This window comes from Streptomyces mirabilis (assembly GCF_039503195.1).
GTDB classification, from domain to species: domain Bacteria; phylum Actinomycetota; class Actinomycetes; order Streptomycetales; family Streptomycetaceae; genus Streptomyces; species Streptomyces mirabilis_D.
In genome coordinates this window covers 8397744-8414958 of the sequence record NZ_JBCJKP010000001.1, presented here as the reverse complement: position 1 = coordinate 8414958, position 17215 = coordinate 8397744, and the positions used below count along the sequence as shown (strand labels likewise).

Below are 17215 nucleotides of genomic sequence, written 5' to 3'. Positions count from 1 at the left end.
ACGGGGAGTTCATGACCGTCACCCCGGACATCGACCTCACCACCGGCCCCCCGAACCACCGCGCCCTCCGCAACCACTTCCTCGCGGCCGACTCCCGCCTCTTCGAAGCCATCGCATCCCGCCACTGGCCGGGCTGCGACCCCCTCCTGCCCAAACTGAGCCGCAGCGCGAACCACGGCCTGCTGTGGTTCGCCACAGCGGCGGCACTCACAGCGACCCGCTCCCCCCACGCCCGCCGAGCCGCCGCGACCGGTCTCGCCTCCCTCACCCTCGCCTCCGCCACGATCAACACCGTGGGCAAGCGCTCGGTACGCCGCCCCCGTCCTCCCCTCGCCCCGGTCCCCCTGGCCCGCCGGCTGAAGCGACAGCCGATCACCACCTCGTTCCCCTCGGGCCACTCCGCGTCGGCCGCCGCCTTCGCCACGGGAGTGGCACTGGAGTCGCACGGCTGGGGCGCCGCGGTGGTACCGCTCGCCACTGCCGTGGCCCTGTCCCGCGTCTACACCGGCGCCCACTTCCCGAGCGACGTCCTCGCGGGCGCGGCGCTGGGCACGACGGTGGCGTACGCCGTACGAAGCCTTCTCGCACGCCACCACCGACCGTGACCCGTCCGGACACCTCTCCCCGGTCAACACCCGAGCCTCACCACGCGACTCGTCCATATAGCAAGACGGTGGTCTCACCATGCGACATGCGGGCGTACGGTGATGCGCAACCGACGAGACGACGCGAAGGGGAAACGGTCATGTCGAAGTCGCAGGAGACCGCCGTCTACACACACGGCCACCACGAGTCCGTACTGCGTTCGCACACCTGGCGCACGGCCGCCAACTCGGCCGCCTACCTGCTCGACTCGCTGAAGCCCCACATGAAGATCCTGGACATCGGCTGCGGTCCGGGCACCATCACCGCCGACCTGGCGGAACTGGTCCCCGAAGGCCACGTCACCGCTGTCGACCACGCCCCGGGAATCCTGGACCGGGCCCGCGCCGTGGCCGCCGAACGCGGCCTGGACAACGTCGATTTCGGGGTCGCGGACGTGCACGCCCTGGACTTCCCCGACGACACCTTCTGCGTGGTCCACGCCCATCAGGTGCTCCAGCACGTGGGTGACCCGGTGCAGGCGCTGCGCGAGATGTACCGGGTCACCAAGCCGGGCGGTTTCATCGCCGCCCGCGACGCGGACTACTCGGCGATGGCCTGGTACCCCGAAGTGCCGGGCCTGACCGACTGGCAGGACCTGTACCTGCGCGTGGCCCGAGCCAACGGCGGCGAACCGGCGGCCGGCCGCCGTCTCAAGTCGTGGGCACTGACGGCCGGCATCAAGGACATCACGGCGACGTCGGACACCTGGACCTTCGCCACCGAGGACGAGCGGGAGTGGTGGGGCGGACTGTGGGCCGATCGCACCCAGGCCTCGGCGTACGCGGAGCGCGCCACGGAGGGCGGACACGCGACCACCGCGCAGCTCCGGGCCGTTTCCGAGGCGTGGCGGGAGTGGGCGCGGCAGGAGGACGGCTGGTTCTCCGTCCTGCACGGAGAGATCCTCTGCCGTAAGGAAGCGTGATCCGCCCGCGGTTGTCTTCGGCGCCGGATCCAGCGGGTGCGGCTCAGCGCACGATCGCCGTCTCCACCAGCAGCCGCGCCGCCGCCGCGATCGACTCCGCGTCGATGCCCGCGGCGTGCAGTTGCTCGGCGGGGGTCGCCGAACCCGGCATCGTACGGACGGCGAGGCGGACCAGGCGCGGCACCGGACGGCCGTCGAGGAAGGCGTCGAGGACCGCGTCGCCGATGCCGCCCTCCGCGCGGTGGTCCTCGACGGTGACGAGGCAGCCGGTCTGTTCGGCGGCCTCGCGCAGGGTGTCGCGGTCGACGGGCTTGACCGAGTAGAGGTCGATGACCCTGACCTGGATGCCCTCGCGGTCGAGCGACTCGGCGGCGGCCAACGCCTCGTGCACGGTGACGCCCGCGGCGACGAGCGTCAGCCGGTCCTCGTCACTGGCGCGCAGTACCTTGCTGCCGCCGACGGGGAACTCCTCGGTGGGGCTGTAGATCACCGGGGTCTCCCCGCGTGAGGTGCGCAGATAGCGGATGCCCTCGAGGTCCGCCGTCGTGGCGACGAGCTTGGCCGTCTGGTTGGCGTCGCACGGGTAGAGGACGGTCGTGCCGTACAACGCCCGGAACATCGCCAGATCCTCCAGGGCCATCTGCGAGGGGCCGTCCTGGCCGATCGCGACGCCCGCGTGCGAGCCGACGAGGTTGATGCCGGAGCCGCTGATCGCCGCCATCCGGATGAAGTCGTGGGCCCGGGTGAGGAACGCCGCGAACGTGGTGGCGTACGGCACCCAGTCGCGCGCGGCCATACCGACGGCGGCGGCGACGAGTTGTTGCTCGGCGATGTAGCACTCGAAGAAGCGGTCGGGGTGCTCCTTGGCGAAGAGCTCGGTGCGGGTGGAGTCGCTCACCTCGCCGTCCAGGGCGACGACGTCACCACGGGCGGTGCCGAGCGCGGCGAGCGCCTGTCCGTAGGCGTCGCGGGTGGCGGCCTTGTCCCCGGTGTCGTAGCGGGGCAGTTCGAAATGACCGGAGCGGACGGCGTGCAACACCCTTGCCGGGGGCGGCTGTTGGACCTCCACGTGCAGGTTGCGCACTCCGCCGAGTTCGGCGATCGCCTCCTCGGCGTCCGGCAGCGGTTTGCCGTGCAGGCCCTCACGGTCCTGGACGGACTCGACGCCCTTGCCCTTGAGCGTGCGGGCGATGATCACGGTGGGCTGTCCCGCGGTGGACTCGGCCTCGGCGTACGCGCGGTCGATGGCGTCGACGTCGTGTCCGTCGATCTCCACGGTGTGCCAGCCGAAGGCCTGGAACCGGCGCGCGTACGCGTCGAGGTCGTGGCCGTGCCGGGTCGGGCCGCGCTGGCCCAGCCGGTTGACGTCGATGATCGCGACGAGGTTGTCGAGGTGCTCGTATCCGGCGTGCTCGGCGCCCTCCCAGACGGATCCCTCGGCGAGTTCGCTGTCGCCGCACAGCACCCACACCCGGTAGCCGGTGCGGTCGAGCCGTTTGCCGGCCAGTGCGACGCCGACCCCCACGGGCAGCCCCTGGCCGAGCGAGCCGGTGGCGGTCTCGACCCACGGAAGCCGCCGGGGTGTCGGATGCCCTTCGAGGCGGCTGCCGAGCCTGCGGAAGGTGAGCAGTTCGGCCTCGCTGATGGCCCCGGCCGCCCTGTACGCGGCGTACAGGAGCGGTGAGGCATGCCCCTTGGAGAGGATGAAACGGTCATTGCCGTGGTGCTGGGGGCGCTCGAAGTCGTAGCGCAGGTGCTTGGCCAGCAGGACCGCCATCAGGTCGGCCGCCGACATCGAGGACGTGGGGTGCCCGGATCCCGCGGCGGCGGCAGCGCGCACGCTGTCGACACGCAACTGCTGTGCGAGTTCCTTGAGTTGACGGATGTCCATGGCGTTCACGGTGGTGTTCATGAGTCTCCTTCCGGACGGCTCGCGAAGTCGCGGGGGGAACCGGCCGCCCGTGCCGGTTCCGGCGAGGCGGTGTCCAGCGCCGCGGGTGACGGCCTCGGCGAGGGGCCGGACAGCGGGACACCCAGGGGGTCGGCGGCGGCCTGCGCGCGCCCGAGGCCGATGGTGAAGCCCAGGTCGCGGTGGCGGTGGGCACGTCGGCGCCCGATGCCGAGCGGGGCGGCGGCGCCGCCGCACGCATACGCTTCAGGACGGCCCGGCACCCGCACATACGGGTCGGGCACGGGCAGCAGCTTGTTCACGCCGCCGACGGCCGGCACGAGACGATCGTACGTCAGCGCGGTGACACGGAGTGGCTCCAGGATTCCGGCGGCGGCCTGGGGAAGCAGGGGCAGATACAGAAAGTAGTCGGTCGGGTGGAGCGGGGTGATGTCGGCCTCGTGCCGGGTCGGCCGCTCCGACGTGCGGGCGGTTCGGTACCCGGCGACGCCGGCACCGGCGATCACGCTGCGGGGTCGACTCACGGTTTCGCCTCCGGCGGTGTCGCTCGTGCCTCGTACGGGGCTTTCCGCGTCCCCGTGGTCCGGGCGCCCAAACCCGGCGGCTCCGGTGTTTCCTCCCCACCCCCCGGGGTCACTCCGCCCTCGGCAGGAGACGTCCGAATCGATCTCGCCCTCCGGCGTGCCCAACTAAGCTCGTCCGCATGGAGATTCTGGGAGCCACGTTGCGGATCTGCGTCGACGACCTGGAGGCTTCGGTCCCCTTCTACGAAAGACTTGCGGGTGGGCGGGCCCTGCGGTTCGAGCGCGGCGGCGTGTCGGTGGCGGCGGTGGGCTGTTTCCTGCTCATGAGTGGACCCGAGGCCGATCTGGAGGTCCTGCGGAAGGTCTCCGCGACCATCGCGGTCAAGGACGTCGAGGACGCGCATCGGGTGCTCGGTGAGCTGGGCGCGCGGATTCTGGCGGGCCCGGTGGGGACGCCGGCCGGGCGCAACCTGATCGCCATGCATCCGGACGGTGCGGTGTACGAGTACGTGGACCGCGGGTCCCCGACGCCCTGACCTCCTCGGGGCTTCGCCCCGGACCCCGGTGTGTTCCTCGACTGCGGGTGCGTGGGCTAGTCGGAGGGGGGGCGCATGCGGAAGTCGTAGTGGGGTGGGAGTGGCTCGTCCGTCAGACGGGTCCACAGGGCGGTGATGGTCTCCGCCCCCTCCCGCAGGTCGGCGACCTCGAACGCCTCTTCGAAGACGGCTCGCGCCCCGTCCCGGTCCCCCTCCGCGAGGAGCAGCTCCACCTCGAGCAGACGGAACCGGCCGCGCGCCCGCGTGGCGGGCCGCAATCGGTCCCAGACCCGCCGCGCCTCCCCGGTACGCCGCACAGCGAGCAGCGCCCCCACCGCCTCCCGCCCGAGCGCGGCCGTGGCCGCGGTCCAGGCCGGACCGTCGTCACGCCGCTCCTGGCACAGGTCGTCGAAGGCCTCGGCGTACCGGTCGGCGGCCCGTTCCCGGTTGCCGGACTCCTGGTCGGCGACGGCCAGACACCGCAGCAACGGCCAGAGCGACGGGGCGAGTTCGAGCGCCCGCTCCCAGCTGCGCACGGCCTGCGCCAGGTCCCCGGCATGCCACTGCGCGACGCCGAGGTGATACTCGGTGAGCGGTTTGGCGGGCGCGGTCTCCAGCATGTCCCGCCAGTGCGGAGCGACCAGGCTCTCACCGGGTGGCCCGACCCGCCGCGGCTCCGGGAAGGCGCCGGTCCGCAGGAGTTCCACCCAGGGTGCCTGCGGCTCCCGCAGCGTGGACTCCTCGAACGGCGTCCCGGGCAGCTTGTGGGAGGCGCGCAGCACTTCGAGCGCACCCCAGCCGGACCCGACGGCCAGCACCTCACCTGGCTCGGTGTCGGCGTACGGCAGCCACGCCTCGTACGCCGCGTCGACGTCCCCGCGGGGCAGGACCTCCGACAGCCGGCGTTCCGTCTCCGCGCGCGCGAGCACCCAGTCCGCCCCGTGCGCCGCTCCCGCGTCCGTCGCGAGCGGCCCGTACGCCTCCAGCCAGGACACCTCGCTCTCCGCCTCCAGCCGGACATGCTCCAGCTGGGTACGGGCGAGTCCGGCCTGGATCTCGCAGTAGCCGCCGGTGCCGGGTTCGGTGAGCCATTCCTGCCAGCGCCGCCCGCCCGGACCGGCCCCCCAGACGAACAGCTTGCGCCCGCGCAGCACGTCGGTGGAGGTCTGCACGAGCCCGTCGCCCTTGTCGTCGAGCGCGGCGATCCAGCGGCGCTGCCCGTCGGGCACCTCGTAGAAGTAGTCGGCGGGGAAGACGCTGCGCGGCGGATACGTGCGGTCCACCCCCTCGTACTCCGGTACCGGCACCCTGCGCAGCCGCCGCTCGTACCCGAAGTGCCAGGCCTCGTCCGCGGGGGCCAGCACCCGGCGCTCCTCGGGGACGGCGATGTTGGACCACCAGTACAGGGGCGCGGGCCTCTGGTGCGGATTGCGGACGCGGACGCCGACATGGAGGAAGTCGGAACCGTCCGGGAGCCACAGGTCGACCTGGAAGGGCACATCGCGCAGCCGCTCCCACTCCCACAGGCGGAGCATCTCGCCACCGTCGGGGGCGGGGACCCGGGCGGCGTGCACGGGGGCACAGGACAGGGTGGTGTGGCCGGTCGCGCCGATGTTCCACTCGATGCCGCCGGAGAACCAGGCCCCGTTGAGGGCGAAGCAGGCGGGCTGCACCACCGGGTTGCGGTAGAGGAGTTCGCGCTGCGAGGGCTTGTGGAACAGCGAGACCACCCGGCCGCCGTATCCCGGCAGCACCACCGCCCGCAGCCGGTCGTTCTCGATCACGATCGTGTCGATCCCGCGCGGCTCGCGCCGTCTGTCGTATCCGTCCCGGATGCGCTCGGGCAGGACGCTCCGCAACGGCTCGTAGCGGATCTGCCGGACCATGTCGCGCGGCAGGTCGGCGCCCTCGCGGTCGTCGATGCGGTGTGTCTCGTCGAGCGGCCGCAGGGGTGGCAGCGGGTTGTCCGGGCCCAACTCCGCGACCGGCAGGGTCAGTACGTCACGTCGGATCGTCGTCACGATGACCATGGAACAGCGACATCGACCACCTGACCAGGGTGTCCGCTCGTCAGGATTCCGCAAAGGCGACGACGACCACACCGGTGGACAGCGCGCCCGCCGTGCCGGCAGCAGGGAACAAGTGACGAGTCGGTCACTTCGTCGGCCGCCCCCCGGTCAGGCCGTGCGCTGCTGCGGTTCGGACGGCCCGGTGCCGCTCTCGGTGAGAGCCGTGCGCGCGGCCTGCAGCAGCTCTTCGGAGATCGGGTCGCCCCGGGTGGCGCGGGCGAGGACGAGGGCACCGACCATGGTGCAGAACTGGGCCATGCCGTCGTCGTCGCCGGTGGCCAGCCGGGCGGCGCGGTTGCGCACCCCGTTGATGTAGACGTCGTGGGCGCGGGCGGCCTGGCCGGGCTCGCGTCCCAGGTCGGCGGCGAATCCGGAGACGGGGCAGCCCTCCCCGGGGTGATCGCGGTGCCAGACCGAGAGGTAGTCCTCGATCAGCGTCCGGCGGGCGGCCTCGCGCTCCCCGGCGGGCTCCTCGATCGCCACCGCCGAGTGTGCCGCCTGCTCGTCGAAGGCGTGCGCGATGGCCTCGTCGACCAGGTCCTCCTTGGAGCCGAACTGCTTGTAGAAACCGCCGTGGGTGAGCCCGGCGGCCTTCATCAGGTCGGCGACGCTGACCGCGGTGCCCTTCTCGCGGAACATCCGGGAGGCGGTGGCCACGACGCGCTGCCGGTTCTCCTGTGCTTGTGCCTGGGACACGCGGCCCACGGAATCACTCTCCTCAAATGGATGCCACTTGCCATCTATCCTAGCCCTTGTTTAGATTGCTAGCGACATCTATTCATGTCCCTCCACCCCGCACCCGCGGAACCGACAGCACTGGAGACCCCTGTGGCATCGCCACCCGCCCCCACCGAGTCCTCGACGCCCGCGGCGTCCACGCTGCTCGGTACCTGGCTGGGCCCGCTCGGCGCCCCGGTGGCCACCCTGCTGCTCCTCACCGTCGGCAACTCGACCAGCGGCGCCACCATCGGCGTCGTCCTGCTGCCCCGTCTTGCCCGCATCGTCTCGGGTCTGCTCCCGCCCGGTGCCGCCATACGGGCCGTCGCCGACCTCAGCTACTTCAGGGGTGCCCACGTCTCCGGCCCGCTGATCACCCTCGCGCTGTGGGCCGTGATCGGGGCGCTGCTGGTGGGCCTGCGGTCCCGGCGCCTCGCCGCCCGGGGCTGAACGGCGCTCCGCGAGCCCGGAGCGGACCAGCGGTGAGATCGCGCGGCCAACGCCTCGCCGACAGCTCCGCTGACGCTCTGAACACCTCAACACACCCCAACTCAGATGTTCCCTTACTCCGAAGGAGATCGACTGATGGTCACGAGCAACCTTGTTCTCATCGCCGGCGCCGGTGGCGTGGGCCGCACGGTCCTCGGGCAACTGCGCGCACAGGGCGTGCCGGTGCGCGCAATGGTCCGCCGCGACGACGACCGTGCTGCCGCGCTGCGCGCGCTCGGCGCGGAGGTCGTCGTCGGCGATCTGACCCGGCCCGAGACCGTCGCCGCCGCGCTGGAGGGTGTCGGGCGGATGTACTTCGCGATGCCCGTGTCGCCGGACCACCTGCTGGCGGCGACCGTGGTGGCCTCCGTCGCCAGGGAGTACGGGAAGCTGGACGGCCTGGTCGGGCTGTCCCAGATGACGGTGTCGCAGATGACCGCCACCAGCACCGAGGAGTCGCACCAGCAGCGGCTGCACTGGCTGGCGGAGCAGGTACTGAACTGGTCCGGCCTGCCCGTGGTGCACATGCGGCCGACGGCGTTCCTGGACACTCCGCTGTTCACCTCGCTGGCGGCGCGGTCGATCCGGGAGAACGGCACGCTCGCGCTGCCGTTCGGCACCGGGCGCACGTCGCCGGTCGCCGTGGACGACATCGCCCGGGTGGTCGCCACCGTGCTCCGGGACCCGGCTCCGCACGTCGGGCAGGTCTACGAGCTGACCGGGCCCCGCTCGGTCGACATGAAGGAGCTGGCCGAGGAGTTCTCGCGGGCGCTGGAACGACCGGTGACCTACGTGGACGTGCCCCCGGAGAGGTGGGAGGCCGAGCTCCCGAAGCTGGGGATGCCGCCGCACCTCGAACAGCACGTCGCCGTCATGGGCCGACTCCACCGTGAGAACCGCTACGACCGCACCGCCGACGGCGTCGAACGGGTCACGGGCGTACCCGCCCAGACGATCGAGGCGTTCGTGGCCGCCCGCAGGGACTTCTACCTGGGCTGAGCCGCCTCCCGGCCAAGGCCGGCCCCGGGGCGACCGCGGTCGCGCGGCCGCCCGGGCCCTCTCGACCGTGTCCACCCGCCGAGAACACTGCGCACCTCGTTCAGCTGTCGACCTCGGGCAAGAGCTTCCTGCGGCTCGTCCTCACCGCCGGGCAGCCGCCCGCAAGAGGCCCTCGTCGAAGGGAGGTTCCGGTCGACGAGAGATTCAGCTCGACGGGAGCATCTCCGAGGTGATCGCCCATCGCTCGTGGTCTCGCCACGCCCCGTCGATGTAGATGAAGTCCGGCGAGAACCCCTCGAGCCTGAAGCCGCAGCGCCGGGCGAGGGCGATCGAGGCCGCGTTCCGGGGCTGGACATTGATCTCCAGCCGATGCAGCCCCATCGCCCCGAAGGCGTACCTGACCACGAGCCCGAGTCCCTCGGCCATCAGCCCGCGCCCCGTGGCGTGTGCGAAGGCGCCGTAGCCCAGCGCCCCGCACAGGAAGCCGCCCTCGACGATGTTGTTGATGTTGATGAAACCGGCGATGGCCCCGTTGTCCCGTTCGCAGACCAGGAACCCGGCCTTCGTACGGTCCTCGATGAGCCGCCCCGCGTAGGCGGCGTAGGCGTCGACGCTGCGGGGCGGGAAGAGCCAGGGCTGGTGCAGCGCCTTGCTCTCCCGGGCCCGTGCGGTGAACTCGGCACCGTCCTCGTAGGTGAAGTGCCGGATGCCCACGCGGGGGCCCTCGGCAAGATAGGCGGAGGCGTTCTCAGGCATCCCGACACAGTACGCGACGGCGGCCTGCACGCCAGGTCCTAGCTGAGTGCCGGCTCCTCCAGCCTCAGGGTCCCCGCGTCCGCGTCGAGTTCGGCCCGTACCCCGAAGGGAATCGTCAACGCGCCCTCGCCGTGCCCGAATCCGAACTCCTCGACGACCGGCACCCCGAGGCCGCCGAGCCGGTCGGTGAGCAGCGTCCGCACGTGCTCGTACGGCGAGCAGCGCACCCAGGAGCCGAGCAGGATCCCGGTGACCCCGTCCAGCCAGCCGGCCCGCAGGAGTTGGGTGAGCACCCGGTCGAGGCGGTACGTCTCCTCACCCACGTCCTCCAGGCAGAGCAGGCCGCCGCGCGCGGAGGTCCGGGCGTGCGGGGTGCCCAGGTCGGCGGCGAGCATGCTCAGGCATCCGCCGAGCAGGACACCCGAGGCGAGGCCGGGCACGAGCGGTGCCGCGTCCCCGCCGGACCCGATCACCCGTACCGTCTCCGGTTCGAAGAGCGTCGCCCGCAGATGTTCCTGTGCCCGCGCGTTCTTGATGAAGTCGACGGCCGCGACCATCGGCCCGTGCAGCGTCGCCAGCCCTGCGCGGTTCGCGAACGCCTCGTGCAGTGCCGTGATGTCACTGAAGCCGAGGAGCACCTTGGGCCCGGCGGCCCGTATCGCGTCCCAGTCGAGGAGGTCGACCATGCGCTGGACGCCGTAGCCGCCGCGGGCGCAGAGCACCGCGGCCACGTCCGGGTCGCACCAGGCGGCCTGGAAGTCGGCGGCCCGGTCGGCGTCGGTGCCCGCGAGGTAGGTGAACTCGGGGTGCCGGTCCAGGACATGTGGTGCCACGACGGGGTCGAGGTCCCAGCCGCGCAGGATGTCGAGGCCCGCGGCCAGCCGCTCCTCGACCACGGGCCCGCTGGGAGCGACGACGGCGACGCGGGCCCCCGGGACGAGACGGGCGGGACGGGTCAGGGCTTTCACTGGGTGGACTCCACGATCGGTGGGACGGATCCCGTCGGCGCCGCGACGGGCTCTTCCTGGGCGGTGAGGTGCAGGGTGGGGATGCCGGGCGGACGCAGGCCGAAGACCTGGGCGTACAGGGACAGCTCGGCCTCCAGGGCCCGCACCATGGTGTCGGCCCGCCGGAACCCGTGCCCCTCTCCCTCGAAGGTGAGGTAGGCGTGCGGTACGCGTCGCCCGGTCGACCGGGCCAGTCTGTCCAGGAACCGTTCGCACTGCGCGGGCGGACAGATGACGTCGTCCAGGCCCTGGAGGAGGAGGAAGGGCGCGGCGATGCGGTCGGCGCGCTCGGTGGGCGAGCGTTCCACGTAGCGGCCCGGCACCTCGGCGATCGGCCCGATCAGCGTCTCCAGGTACTGCGACTCGAAGTCGTGGGTCTCCCCCGAGCCCCATTCGCCGAGGTCGAGGACCGGATACAGGATCGTGCCACAGGCGTAGACGTCGGTGCTGGTCAGGGAGGCGGCGGCGGTCCAGCCGCCCGCGCTGCCGCCGCGGATGGCGAGCCGGTGCCGGTCGGCGGTGCCCTCCTCGGCGAGGGCGAGCGCGACAGCCGCGCAGTCCTCGACGTCGACGACGCCCCACTGCTCGCGCAGCCGGTTGCGGTACTCCCGCCCGTGTCCCGCCGATCCCCCGTAGTTGACCTCGGCGACGCCGATGCCGCGCGAGGTGAAGTAGGCGATCTCCAGGTCGAGGACGAGGGGCGCGCGGCCGGTGGGTCCGCCGTGCGCCCACACGACGTAGGGCGGCAGTTCGTCGCCGGGTGCCACGTGGTCGGGGTGGTGCGGCGGGTAGATGTGGGCGTGGACCTCGCGTCCGGCGGGGCCGGTGAAGGTGCGGATCTGCGGCTCCGGGTAGTGCGCGGGGTCCACCGGGTCGGCGTGGCCGGCGCCGATCACCCGGGCTCGGCCGGTGCGGGCGTCCAGTTCGACGACCTCGTACGCGCTGCGGGGGCTGGCGGCGACGCCCACGATCCGGCTGCCGTGAACCGCGAGTGTCGGGGTGAACTCGGTCCAGGGACCGGCCGCGTCGACGACCTCGCCGGTCTCCGGGTCCAGTATCCCGAGCGCGGTGGCGCCCCGGCCGTGCACGACGGCGACGAGCCCGCTCTCCAGCGGTGCGAACCAGCGGTACCCGATCTTCCACAGCGGCCCGCCGAACTCCTCCTCCCGGGGGCAGACCGGTGTGTCCTCCCCGAGCCGGTAGAGGTTCCACCAGCCGGTGCGGTCACTGGTGTACAGGAGGGTGCCGTCGGGGGTCCAGTCCGCCTGGGCGATCGACTCCTCCGGTCCGCCCGCGACGGGCCGCGCGCCGCGCAGGGTGCCGTGCTCGGTGACGTCGGCGAGGATCAGTTCGGTGCCGTCCCAGGGCATGCGCGGGTGGTCCCAGGCGAGCCAGGCCGCCTGCGCGCCGTCGGGCGAGAGGCGGGGTCCGGTGACGAACCGGTGGCTGCCGTCGGTGAGTTCGCGCACCGCGTCGCGGTCCTGCACCGCCGACCCGTCGAGCGGCACCGCGGCCACGACCCGTCGTACGTCGGTGGGTCCGTCCCCGGTGAACTCCTCCAGCACGCACCACACTTCGCCCAGCTCGGGACGCAACCGCGGGTCCACCCAGCGCAGTCCGCCGCCCACCGGGGACACGGGGGTCAACGGGCGGGGCCGCGCGTCCGGGGCGTCGGGCTCGTAGGCGTAGAGCCGCTGGTCGGCGAAGTTCACGAACACCACGAACGGCCCCTCGGGACGCATCTCGCCGGCCCAGGGCTGTCCGCCGTACTCGATGACCCGGCTGCGCACGTTCCAGGGTTCCGGCAGTACCGGCTCCTGCGTGCCGTCGGCCCGTCGGCGTACGAGCGTGCGCCGCCCGCCCTCCGTGGGCCGGGGCTCGGTCCACCACACCTCGTCGCCGACGAAGCCGACGAACTCGGGATGCCCGTCGTGCGCGGCGGCGAGCGCCGCGTCGATGGGCGAGGGCCACGATCCGTACGCCAGGTTCTGCATCCTGTCCTCTCTAGGCCGTGCGCAGGAAGCGGTCGAGGACGCGGACGCCGAAGTGCAGCGCCTCGACGGGAACGCGTTCGTCGACTCCGTGGAAGAGGGCCTGGTAGTCGAAGCCCTCGGGGAGCTTGAGCGGGGCGAAGCCGTAGCCGGTGATGCCGAGGCGCGAGAACTGCTTGGCGTCCGTACCGCCCGACATGCAGTACGGCACCACGTGCCCCTCCGGCGCGAACTCCTCGACGGCGGCACGCATCTTGGCGTACGTCGGCGAGTCCACCGGCGACTGGAGGGCCACCTCGCGGTGATGGAACTCCCACTCCACGTCCGGTCCGGTGAGCCGGTCGAGCGTCGTGCGGAACTCCTCCTCGCCGCCCGGCAGATAGCGGCCGTCCACGTGGGCGACGGCCTCCCCCGGAATCACGTTGATCTTGTAACCGGCGCTGAGCATGGTCGGGTTGGCGCTGTTGCGGACGGTCGCCTCGACGAGCGCGGCGGCGGGCCCGAGCTTGTCGAGGAGCCCGTCGACGTCGTCCAGGTCCGCGTCGACTCCGTACAGCGTGGCGAGTTCGGTGAGGGCGGCGCGGACGGTCGGGGTGAGCCTGAGGGGCCACTCGTACGCGCCGATCCGGGCGATCGCCTCGGCCAGCCGGGTCACCGCGTTCGCCCGGTTCACCTTGGAGCCGTGGCCCGCCCGCCCGCGCGCGGTGAGCTTGAGCCAGCCGGTGCCCCGCTCCCCCGCCGCGATCGGGTACAGCTCCCGGCCCGCGCCGTCGTGGAAGGTGAACGCCCCGGACTCACTGACGCCCTCGGTACAGCCCTCGAACAGTTCCGGATGCCGGTCGGCGAGGAACCCGGAGCCGTCCTGCGCGCTCGCCTCCTCGTCGGCCGTGAACGCGATCACCAGATCGCGCCGGGGCCTGACGCCGAGGCGCGCCCACAGGCGTACGACCGCAAGGATCATCGCGTCCATGTTCTTCATGTCTACCGCGCCGCGACCCCACACAACCCCGTCGCGGATCTCCCCGGAGAACGGGTGCACGCTCCAGTCGTCGGCCTGCGCGGGCACCACGTCGAGGTGACCGTGGACGAGCAACGCGTCGGCGGACGGGTCGGTGCCTTCGAGACGGGCGACGACGTTCGTACGGCCCTCGGTGCGCTCCAGCAGTGTGGGTTCGAGGCCCGCTTCGGCGAGGCGCTCGGCGGCGTACTCGGCGGCGGGGCGCTCCTGGCAGTCGCCGCCGCCCCGGTTGGTGGTGTCGAAGCGGATGAGATCGGAGGTGAACCGTACGACCTCGTCCAACGCCCGCTCGTCCACCGCCCGTTCGCCCGTGACCCGTTCGCCCGTGACCCGTGCGTCCACGGCCCGTGCGTCCACGGCCCACTCGTTCATGGCTCTCTGCTCAGCCATACTGCTCCTCCACCGCGGCCGAGACGATCGTGGTGACCGCCTTGAAGGTGCGAATCCCCTCGTACATGGTGTCGCTGGTGTACACCACCTTGCGCTCCCCGACGCGCCGCACGCCCGGCACGACGGTCGCCGCCATCGACAGGTGCTCGGCGTCGAATTCGAGCACCACCGTGAACGGGCCACCCACCAGCGGTTCCTGACGCACCGCCAGGGCTGCCGCCGCCTTGGCCGCGGCCCGGATGTCGGCGGCGGTCCTGGCCGGTGTGCGGCAGACCGCCGTGTACCGCGACACATGGTCCTTGACGGCGACCTTGAGTGCCTCCGGCGCGTAGCCGAGCGCGTCCTCGCAGGTCAGGTCGTCTCCGGTGACGAGCACGACGGGCACCCCGTACTCGGCGACGACGTGGGAGTTGAGCAGTCCCTCGCTGGCCCGTACGTCGTTCACCCACACGCCGGTGATCGAGTTGGGGAGGTAGGTGTGGGCGAGGACGCCCTCCGTGCCGGCGCCGGTGTGGTAGCCGACGAACGCGATCCCGTCGACGTCTCCGTGCTGCACGCCCTCCACCATGGACAGCGCCTTGTGACGTCCGGTGATCATCTCGGCCCGGTCGTCGAGCTGCTCCAGCAACAGATTGCGCATGGACCAGTGGGCCTCGTTGATCAGTACCTCGTCGGCGCCGCCGTCGAAGAAGCCGAGGACGGCGGCGTTGACGTCCGAGGTGAACATCGGCCGGCAGCGCTCCCACTGCGGGGTCCCCGGCAACACGTCGGCGGGCCAGGTCACCCCGGTGGCGCCCTCCATGTCGGCGCTGATGAGGATCTTCACGACACACCCTTCCGGCACAGGTCAGCGGCTGTCTCCATGTCGTGTCACGTTACGTGGCGCCGCACGGCCGGGCCAGGAGGCCCTCCACGGACGTCACCAGGCCGACCGGACCCGACCGCCCCGACCGGTCCCCTCAGGGTTTCACGGCGACGGCGACCGCGCCGGGCCGGGCCGGGCACTGGGCGCGGGAGACGTCGCCCTCGCCTCCGAGGTCGGCGTCAGTGGTGGGGTGGGTCAGGGCGAGACAGCTGCCGGAGGGGAGCGCGGCCATGATCCGGCGCACGATGTCATGTGCGCCGTCGGTGTCCAGGACGAAGTCGAGGATGCCCAGCATCATGACGGCGACGGGCCGTCCCAGGTCGAGGGTTCCCGCGGCACTGTGCGGCTCTCCCGACGGGTCTCCGCTCTCCCCCGCGGCTCCCCCTCCCGGCACTCCGGCAACGGCTCAGAGGGCTGGGGCCTGCCCGGATCAGTCCTCGTAAACGGTCAGTACGACGCCGTCGAGTTCGATGCGGCGCGGGGTGCCGCCCTCGCCCCGGACGAGGGCGTCCAGGCAGCGCCGGAAGAGTTTCAGCTCCTCCTCGTCGAGGACGGCCGCGGCGAGGTCGAGGAGTTCGGTGAGTGCGCCCTCGGTCAGTATGTCGGGCAGCTCACCGGAGAGGAGGACGACGGACTCTCCCGTACTGCCCCGCACCACTGCTGTGGTGGGTCCTCCGTGCACGAACAGCACATGTCCCCCTGGGTGACACAGGGGTCGTGCGGCTCACGTGCCCCGAGCAGAATGAGAGACTAGCTGCGGATCTTGGGGGTTTCGGCCGTTCTGGATTCTTTTACCGGGAACCCCGGGAAGCGGAACCGGAGCACTCGGACGGGCGTCTTCGCCGTACGGCCCTTGACCGGGCCAAAGCCTCCAGGGCGCCTCCGACGGAGCAACCGTACGGACCGAACCGAGGTCAACGCCCTCTTGACGCGGGGCTCCGACATCCGACGCAGACCCCCGCAGCACCACCGCCCCCCAGGTCTACCCGCCCCTACGACGCCGCTCCGCCCCCCCATCACCCGAATGCGAGCCACCCTCGTGGACGCGGACGCACACCCCTCCGGAGACGACTGCCACCCGGGCAGGGCCGGCCACTGTCCGCCGACCGGGCAGCCCTCCGGCACCGAGGGCCCTCGTGGCCGCGGACGCCTGCCAACGCACCACCCGCCCCGCGCGGCGCGCCCCGGCAAGGGCTAGCCGCGTCGTGCGTCGCGGCCCAGCAAGGACTCGACCAGGGCGGCGACATGGCGGCGGTCGTCGGCCGAGAGTTGCTGGACGCTGGCGATGAGCAGGTCGACCTCGGGGTCGGCCGGCGTGCCGGGCGCGCCTTCGGCGGGCGGGGCGTCGGCAGCGTAGACATGAATGCCGCACGCCTCCGCGGCGGCCCGCCGCACGGTGTCCAACGACAGTCCAAGCCCCTTGGACAGCCCTTCCAGCGTGCTGGGCTGGGGCATACGCACCACCCGCTCGGCCGTGGCCAAGTGATGGACGGTGGAGCGCGGAATGCCGCCCCGACGTGCCACCTCGCCATAGGACCAGCCCTCGCGGTCGAGGCGATCTCTGATGATCTGCTGCAGTGCGTTGGCCACCGATGGTCACTTCCTGCTCGCCGCCGGGCGGAACTCTTCCAAGCGGGATCGATTCTACGGGGGGCTTCGCTCCGGCCCAGAAGTCTTTTTCCGAACCGCTTGCGCGGCGAGCTCCGGGGCTACTACTGTCCAATCTCGTTGGACAGCACGTCCGACCAGATTGGACAGAGTTTGGGGGGAACCAGCCTCTGTCCGATCGGAAATGCCCATCCCTGAGGGGGAATTGATCATGATGGACAACCGTGAACTCGACACCGAGACCGCTGAGCTGCTGCCGGGTCGCGAGGCCCTCGGTCGACTGAAGTTCAGCTTCGGCAAGACCGTCAACGTGACCAAGCACGTCGCCACCATCGACGCCTCCAACCAGTCGGCCGCCCTGAACGACCACTCCAGCTGGTCGGACGCGTCCTCGGGCGCCTCGCAGGCCATCAACGTCCACCAGTAATCGGCATCGGAGGCTCGCCCGCCTCCACATCACCGGATGCTCGCCCGCATCCGCCTCTGTGCCATCACCACACCCGCATCAACGAACCACGTCCCGAAAGGACATCCCATGAGCATGGACATGAACGAGCTGCAGTCCGAGTCCGCCGAGCTGCTCCCCGGCCGCGAGGCCCTGGGCCGCCTGAAGTTCAGCTTCGGCCGCACCACCAACGTGACCAAGCACGTCGCCAACATCAGCGCCCACAACGAGTCGGCCGCCCTGAACGACCACTCCAGCTGGTCGGTGGCGGAGTCCAGCGCCAACCAGGCGATCAACGTCACGCAGTAACACCCGCCACGCACCA

General features: G+C 71.7%; 16 protein-coding genes and 3 pseudogenes. 7 read left to right on the top strand and 12 right to left on the bottom strand.

The annotated features are described in order from the left end of the window. Positions 1-11: 11 nt before the first annotated feature. Positions 12-584 (top strand): annotated as a pseudogene (locus AAFF41_RS38040) (phosphatase PAP2 family protein); the annotation flags it as partial. 161 nt (positions 585-745) lie between these two features. Further along, positions 746-1567, top strand: a complete 822-nt coding sequence (locus tag AAFF41_RS38035) for a class I SAM-dependent methyltransferase (protein WP_319749580.1) — start codon at positions 746-748, stop codon at positions 1565-1567. Between the two features lie 43 nt (positions 1568-1610). Here the strand turns inward: AAFF41_RS38035 and AAFF41_RS38030 are convergent, their stop codons facing one another. Next, the gene (locus AAFF41_RS38030; protein ID WP_425526194.1) at positions 1611-3479 is read right to left on the bottom strand and encodes a transketolase; all 1869 of its coding nucleotides are present in this window, start codon (positions 3477-3479) and stop codon (positions 1611-1613) included. A gap of 275 nt (positions 3480-3754) precedes the next feature. Next, a pseudogene (locus AAFF41_RS51795) lies at positions 3755-4000 on the bottom strand (hypothetical protein); the annotation flags it as partial. Between the two features lie 179 nt (positions 4001-4179). On the opposite strand from AAFF41_RS51795, the gene AAFF41_RS38020 reads away from it, so the two are divergent. After that, on the top strand, positions 4180-4536 hold the full coding sequence (locus tag AAFF41_RS38020; RefSeq protein WP_319749583.1) for a VOC family protein: 357 nt from the start codon (positions 4180-4182) through the stop codon (positions 4534-4536). 56 nt (positions 4537-4592) lie between these two features. Here the strand turns inward: AAFF41_RS38020 and AAFF41_RS38015 are convergent, their stop codons facing one another. Continuing rightward, positions 4593-6566 (bottom strand): DUF5107 domain-containing protein, encoded by a 1974-nt coding sequence (locus AAFF41_RS38015; protein ID WP_343325381.1) that lies wholly within the window; start codon positions 6564-6566, stop codon positions 4593-4595. A gap of 147 nt (positions 6567-6713) precedes the next feature. Then, positions 6714-7310 carry a TetR/AcrR family transcriptional regulator gene (locus tag AAFF41_RS38010; protein ID WP_319749585.1) on the bottom strand — a complete coding sequence of 199 codons (597 nt, stop codon included), beginning with the start codon at positions 7308-7310 and terminating at the stop codon, positions 6714-6716. Between the two features lie 123 nt (positions 7311-7433). Between AAFF41_RS38010 and AAFF41_RS38005 the strand changes: the two genes are divergently transcribed. Further along, positions 7434-7772 carry a hypothetical protein gene (locus AAFF41_RS38005; RefSeq protein ID WP_343325380.1) on the top strand — a complete coding sequence of 113 codons (339 nt, stop codon included), beginning with the start codon at positions 7434-7436 and terminating at the stop codon, positions 7770-7772. A 135-nt stretch (positions 7773-7907) separates the two neighbouring features. After that, entirely contained in the window at positions 7908-8810 is a 903-nt protein-coding gene (locus AAFF41_RS38000; protein ID WP_319749587.1) for an NmrA family NAD(P)-binding protein, read from the top strand. A gap of 204 nt (positions 8811-9014) precedes the next feature. Here the strand turns inward: AAFF41_RS38000 and AAFF41_RS37995 are convergent, their stop codons facing one another. From AAFF41_RS37995 to AAFF41_RS37960, 8 genes and pseudogenes are all read right to left on the bottom strand, one after another. Beyond that, the gene (locus AAFF41_RS37995) at positions 9015-9566 is read right to left on the bottom strand and encodes a GNAT family N-acetyltransferase (RefSeq protein ID WP_054230518.1); all 552 of its coding nucleotides are present in this window, start codon (positions 9564-9566) and stop codon (positions 9015-9017) included. A gap of 38 nt (positions 9567-9604) precedes the next feature. Continuing rightward, a complete protein-coding gene (locus AAFF41_RS37990) occupies positions 9605-10534 on the bottom strand; it encodes a S66 peptidase family protein (protein ID WP_319749589.1) in 930 nt (309 codons plus the stop codon). After that, positions 10531-12567, bottom strand: a complete 2037-nt coding sequence (locus tag AAFF41_RS37985) for a prolyl oligopeptidase family serine peptidase (protein ID WP_319749590.1) — start codon at positions 12565-12567, stop codon at positions 10531-10533. The genes AAFF41_RS37990 and AAFF41_RS37985 overlap by 4 nt, the downstream gene beginning before the upstream one ends. 10 nt (positions 12568-12577) lie before the next feature. Beyond that, complete coding sequence (locus AAFF41_RS37980; RefSeq protein ID WP_319749591.1) at positions 12578-13972, bottom strand: M20/M25/M40 family metallo-hydrolase; 1395 nt, start codon at positions 13970-13972, stop codon at positions 12578-12580. Then, positions 13965-14798, bottom strand: coding sequence for a M55 family metallopeptidase (locus AAFF41_RS37975; protein ID WP_319749592.1), 834 nt, complete (start codon positions 14796-14798; stop codon positions 13965-13967). The genes AAFF41_RS37980 and AAFF41_RS37975 overlap by 8 nt, the downstream gene beginning before the upstream one ends. Before the next feature lie 190 nt (positions 14799-14988). Continuing rightward, a pseudogene (locus tag AAFF41_RS37970) lies at positions 14989-15174 on the bottom strand (SAM-dependent methyltransferase); the annotation flags it as partial. A 93-nt stretch (positions 15175-15267) separates the two neighbouring features. Beyond that, entirely contained in the window at positions 15268-15519 is a 252-nt protein-coding gene (locus AAFF41_RS37965) for a hypothetical protein (protein ID WP_225900559.1), read from the bottom strand. A 512-nt stretch (positions 15520-16031) separates the two neighbouring features. Beyond that, entirely contained in the window at positions 16032-16427 is a 396-nt protein-coding gene (locus AAFF41_RS37960) for a helix-turn-helix domain-containing protein (RefSeq protein WP_319749593.1), read from the bottom strand. Positions 16428-16656: 229 nt separating this feature from the next. On the opposite strand from AAFF41_RS37960, the gene AAFF41_RS37955 reads away from it, so the two are divergent. Together AAFF41_RS37955 and AAFF41_RS37950 are read left to right on the top strand one after the other, a co-directional pair. Continuing rightward, positions 16657-16872 carry a hypothetical protein gene (locus AAFF41_RS37955; RefSeq protein WP_388410650.1) on the top strand — a complete coding sequence of 72 codons (216 nt, stop codon included), beginning with the start codon at positions 16657-16659 and terminating at the stop codon, positions 16870-16872. A gap of 108 nt (positions 16873-16980) precedes the next feature. Beyond that, a complete protein-coding gene (locus tag AAFF41_RS37950; protein ID WP_054230284.1) occupies positions 16981-17199 on the top strand; it encodes a hypothetical protein in 219 nt (72 codons plus the stop codon). The last annotated feature ends 16 nt before the right edge of the window (positions 17200-17215 follow it).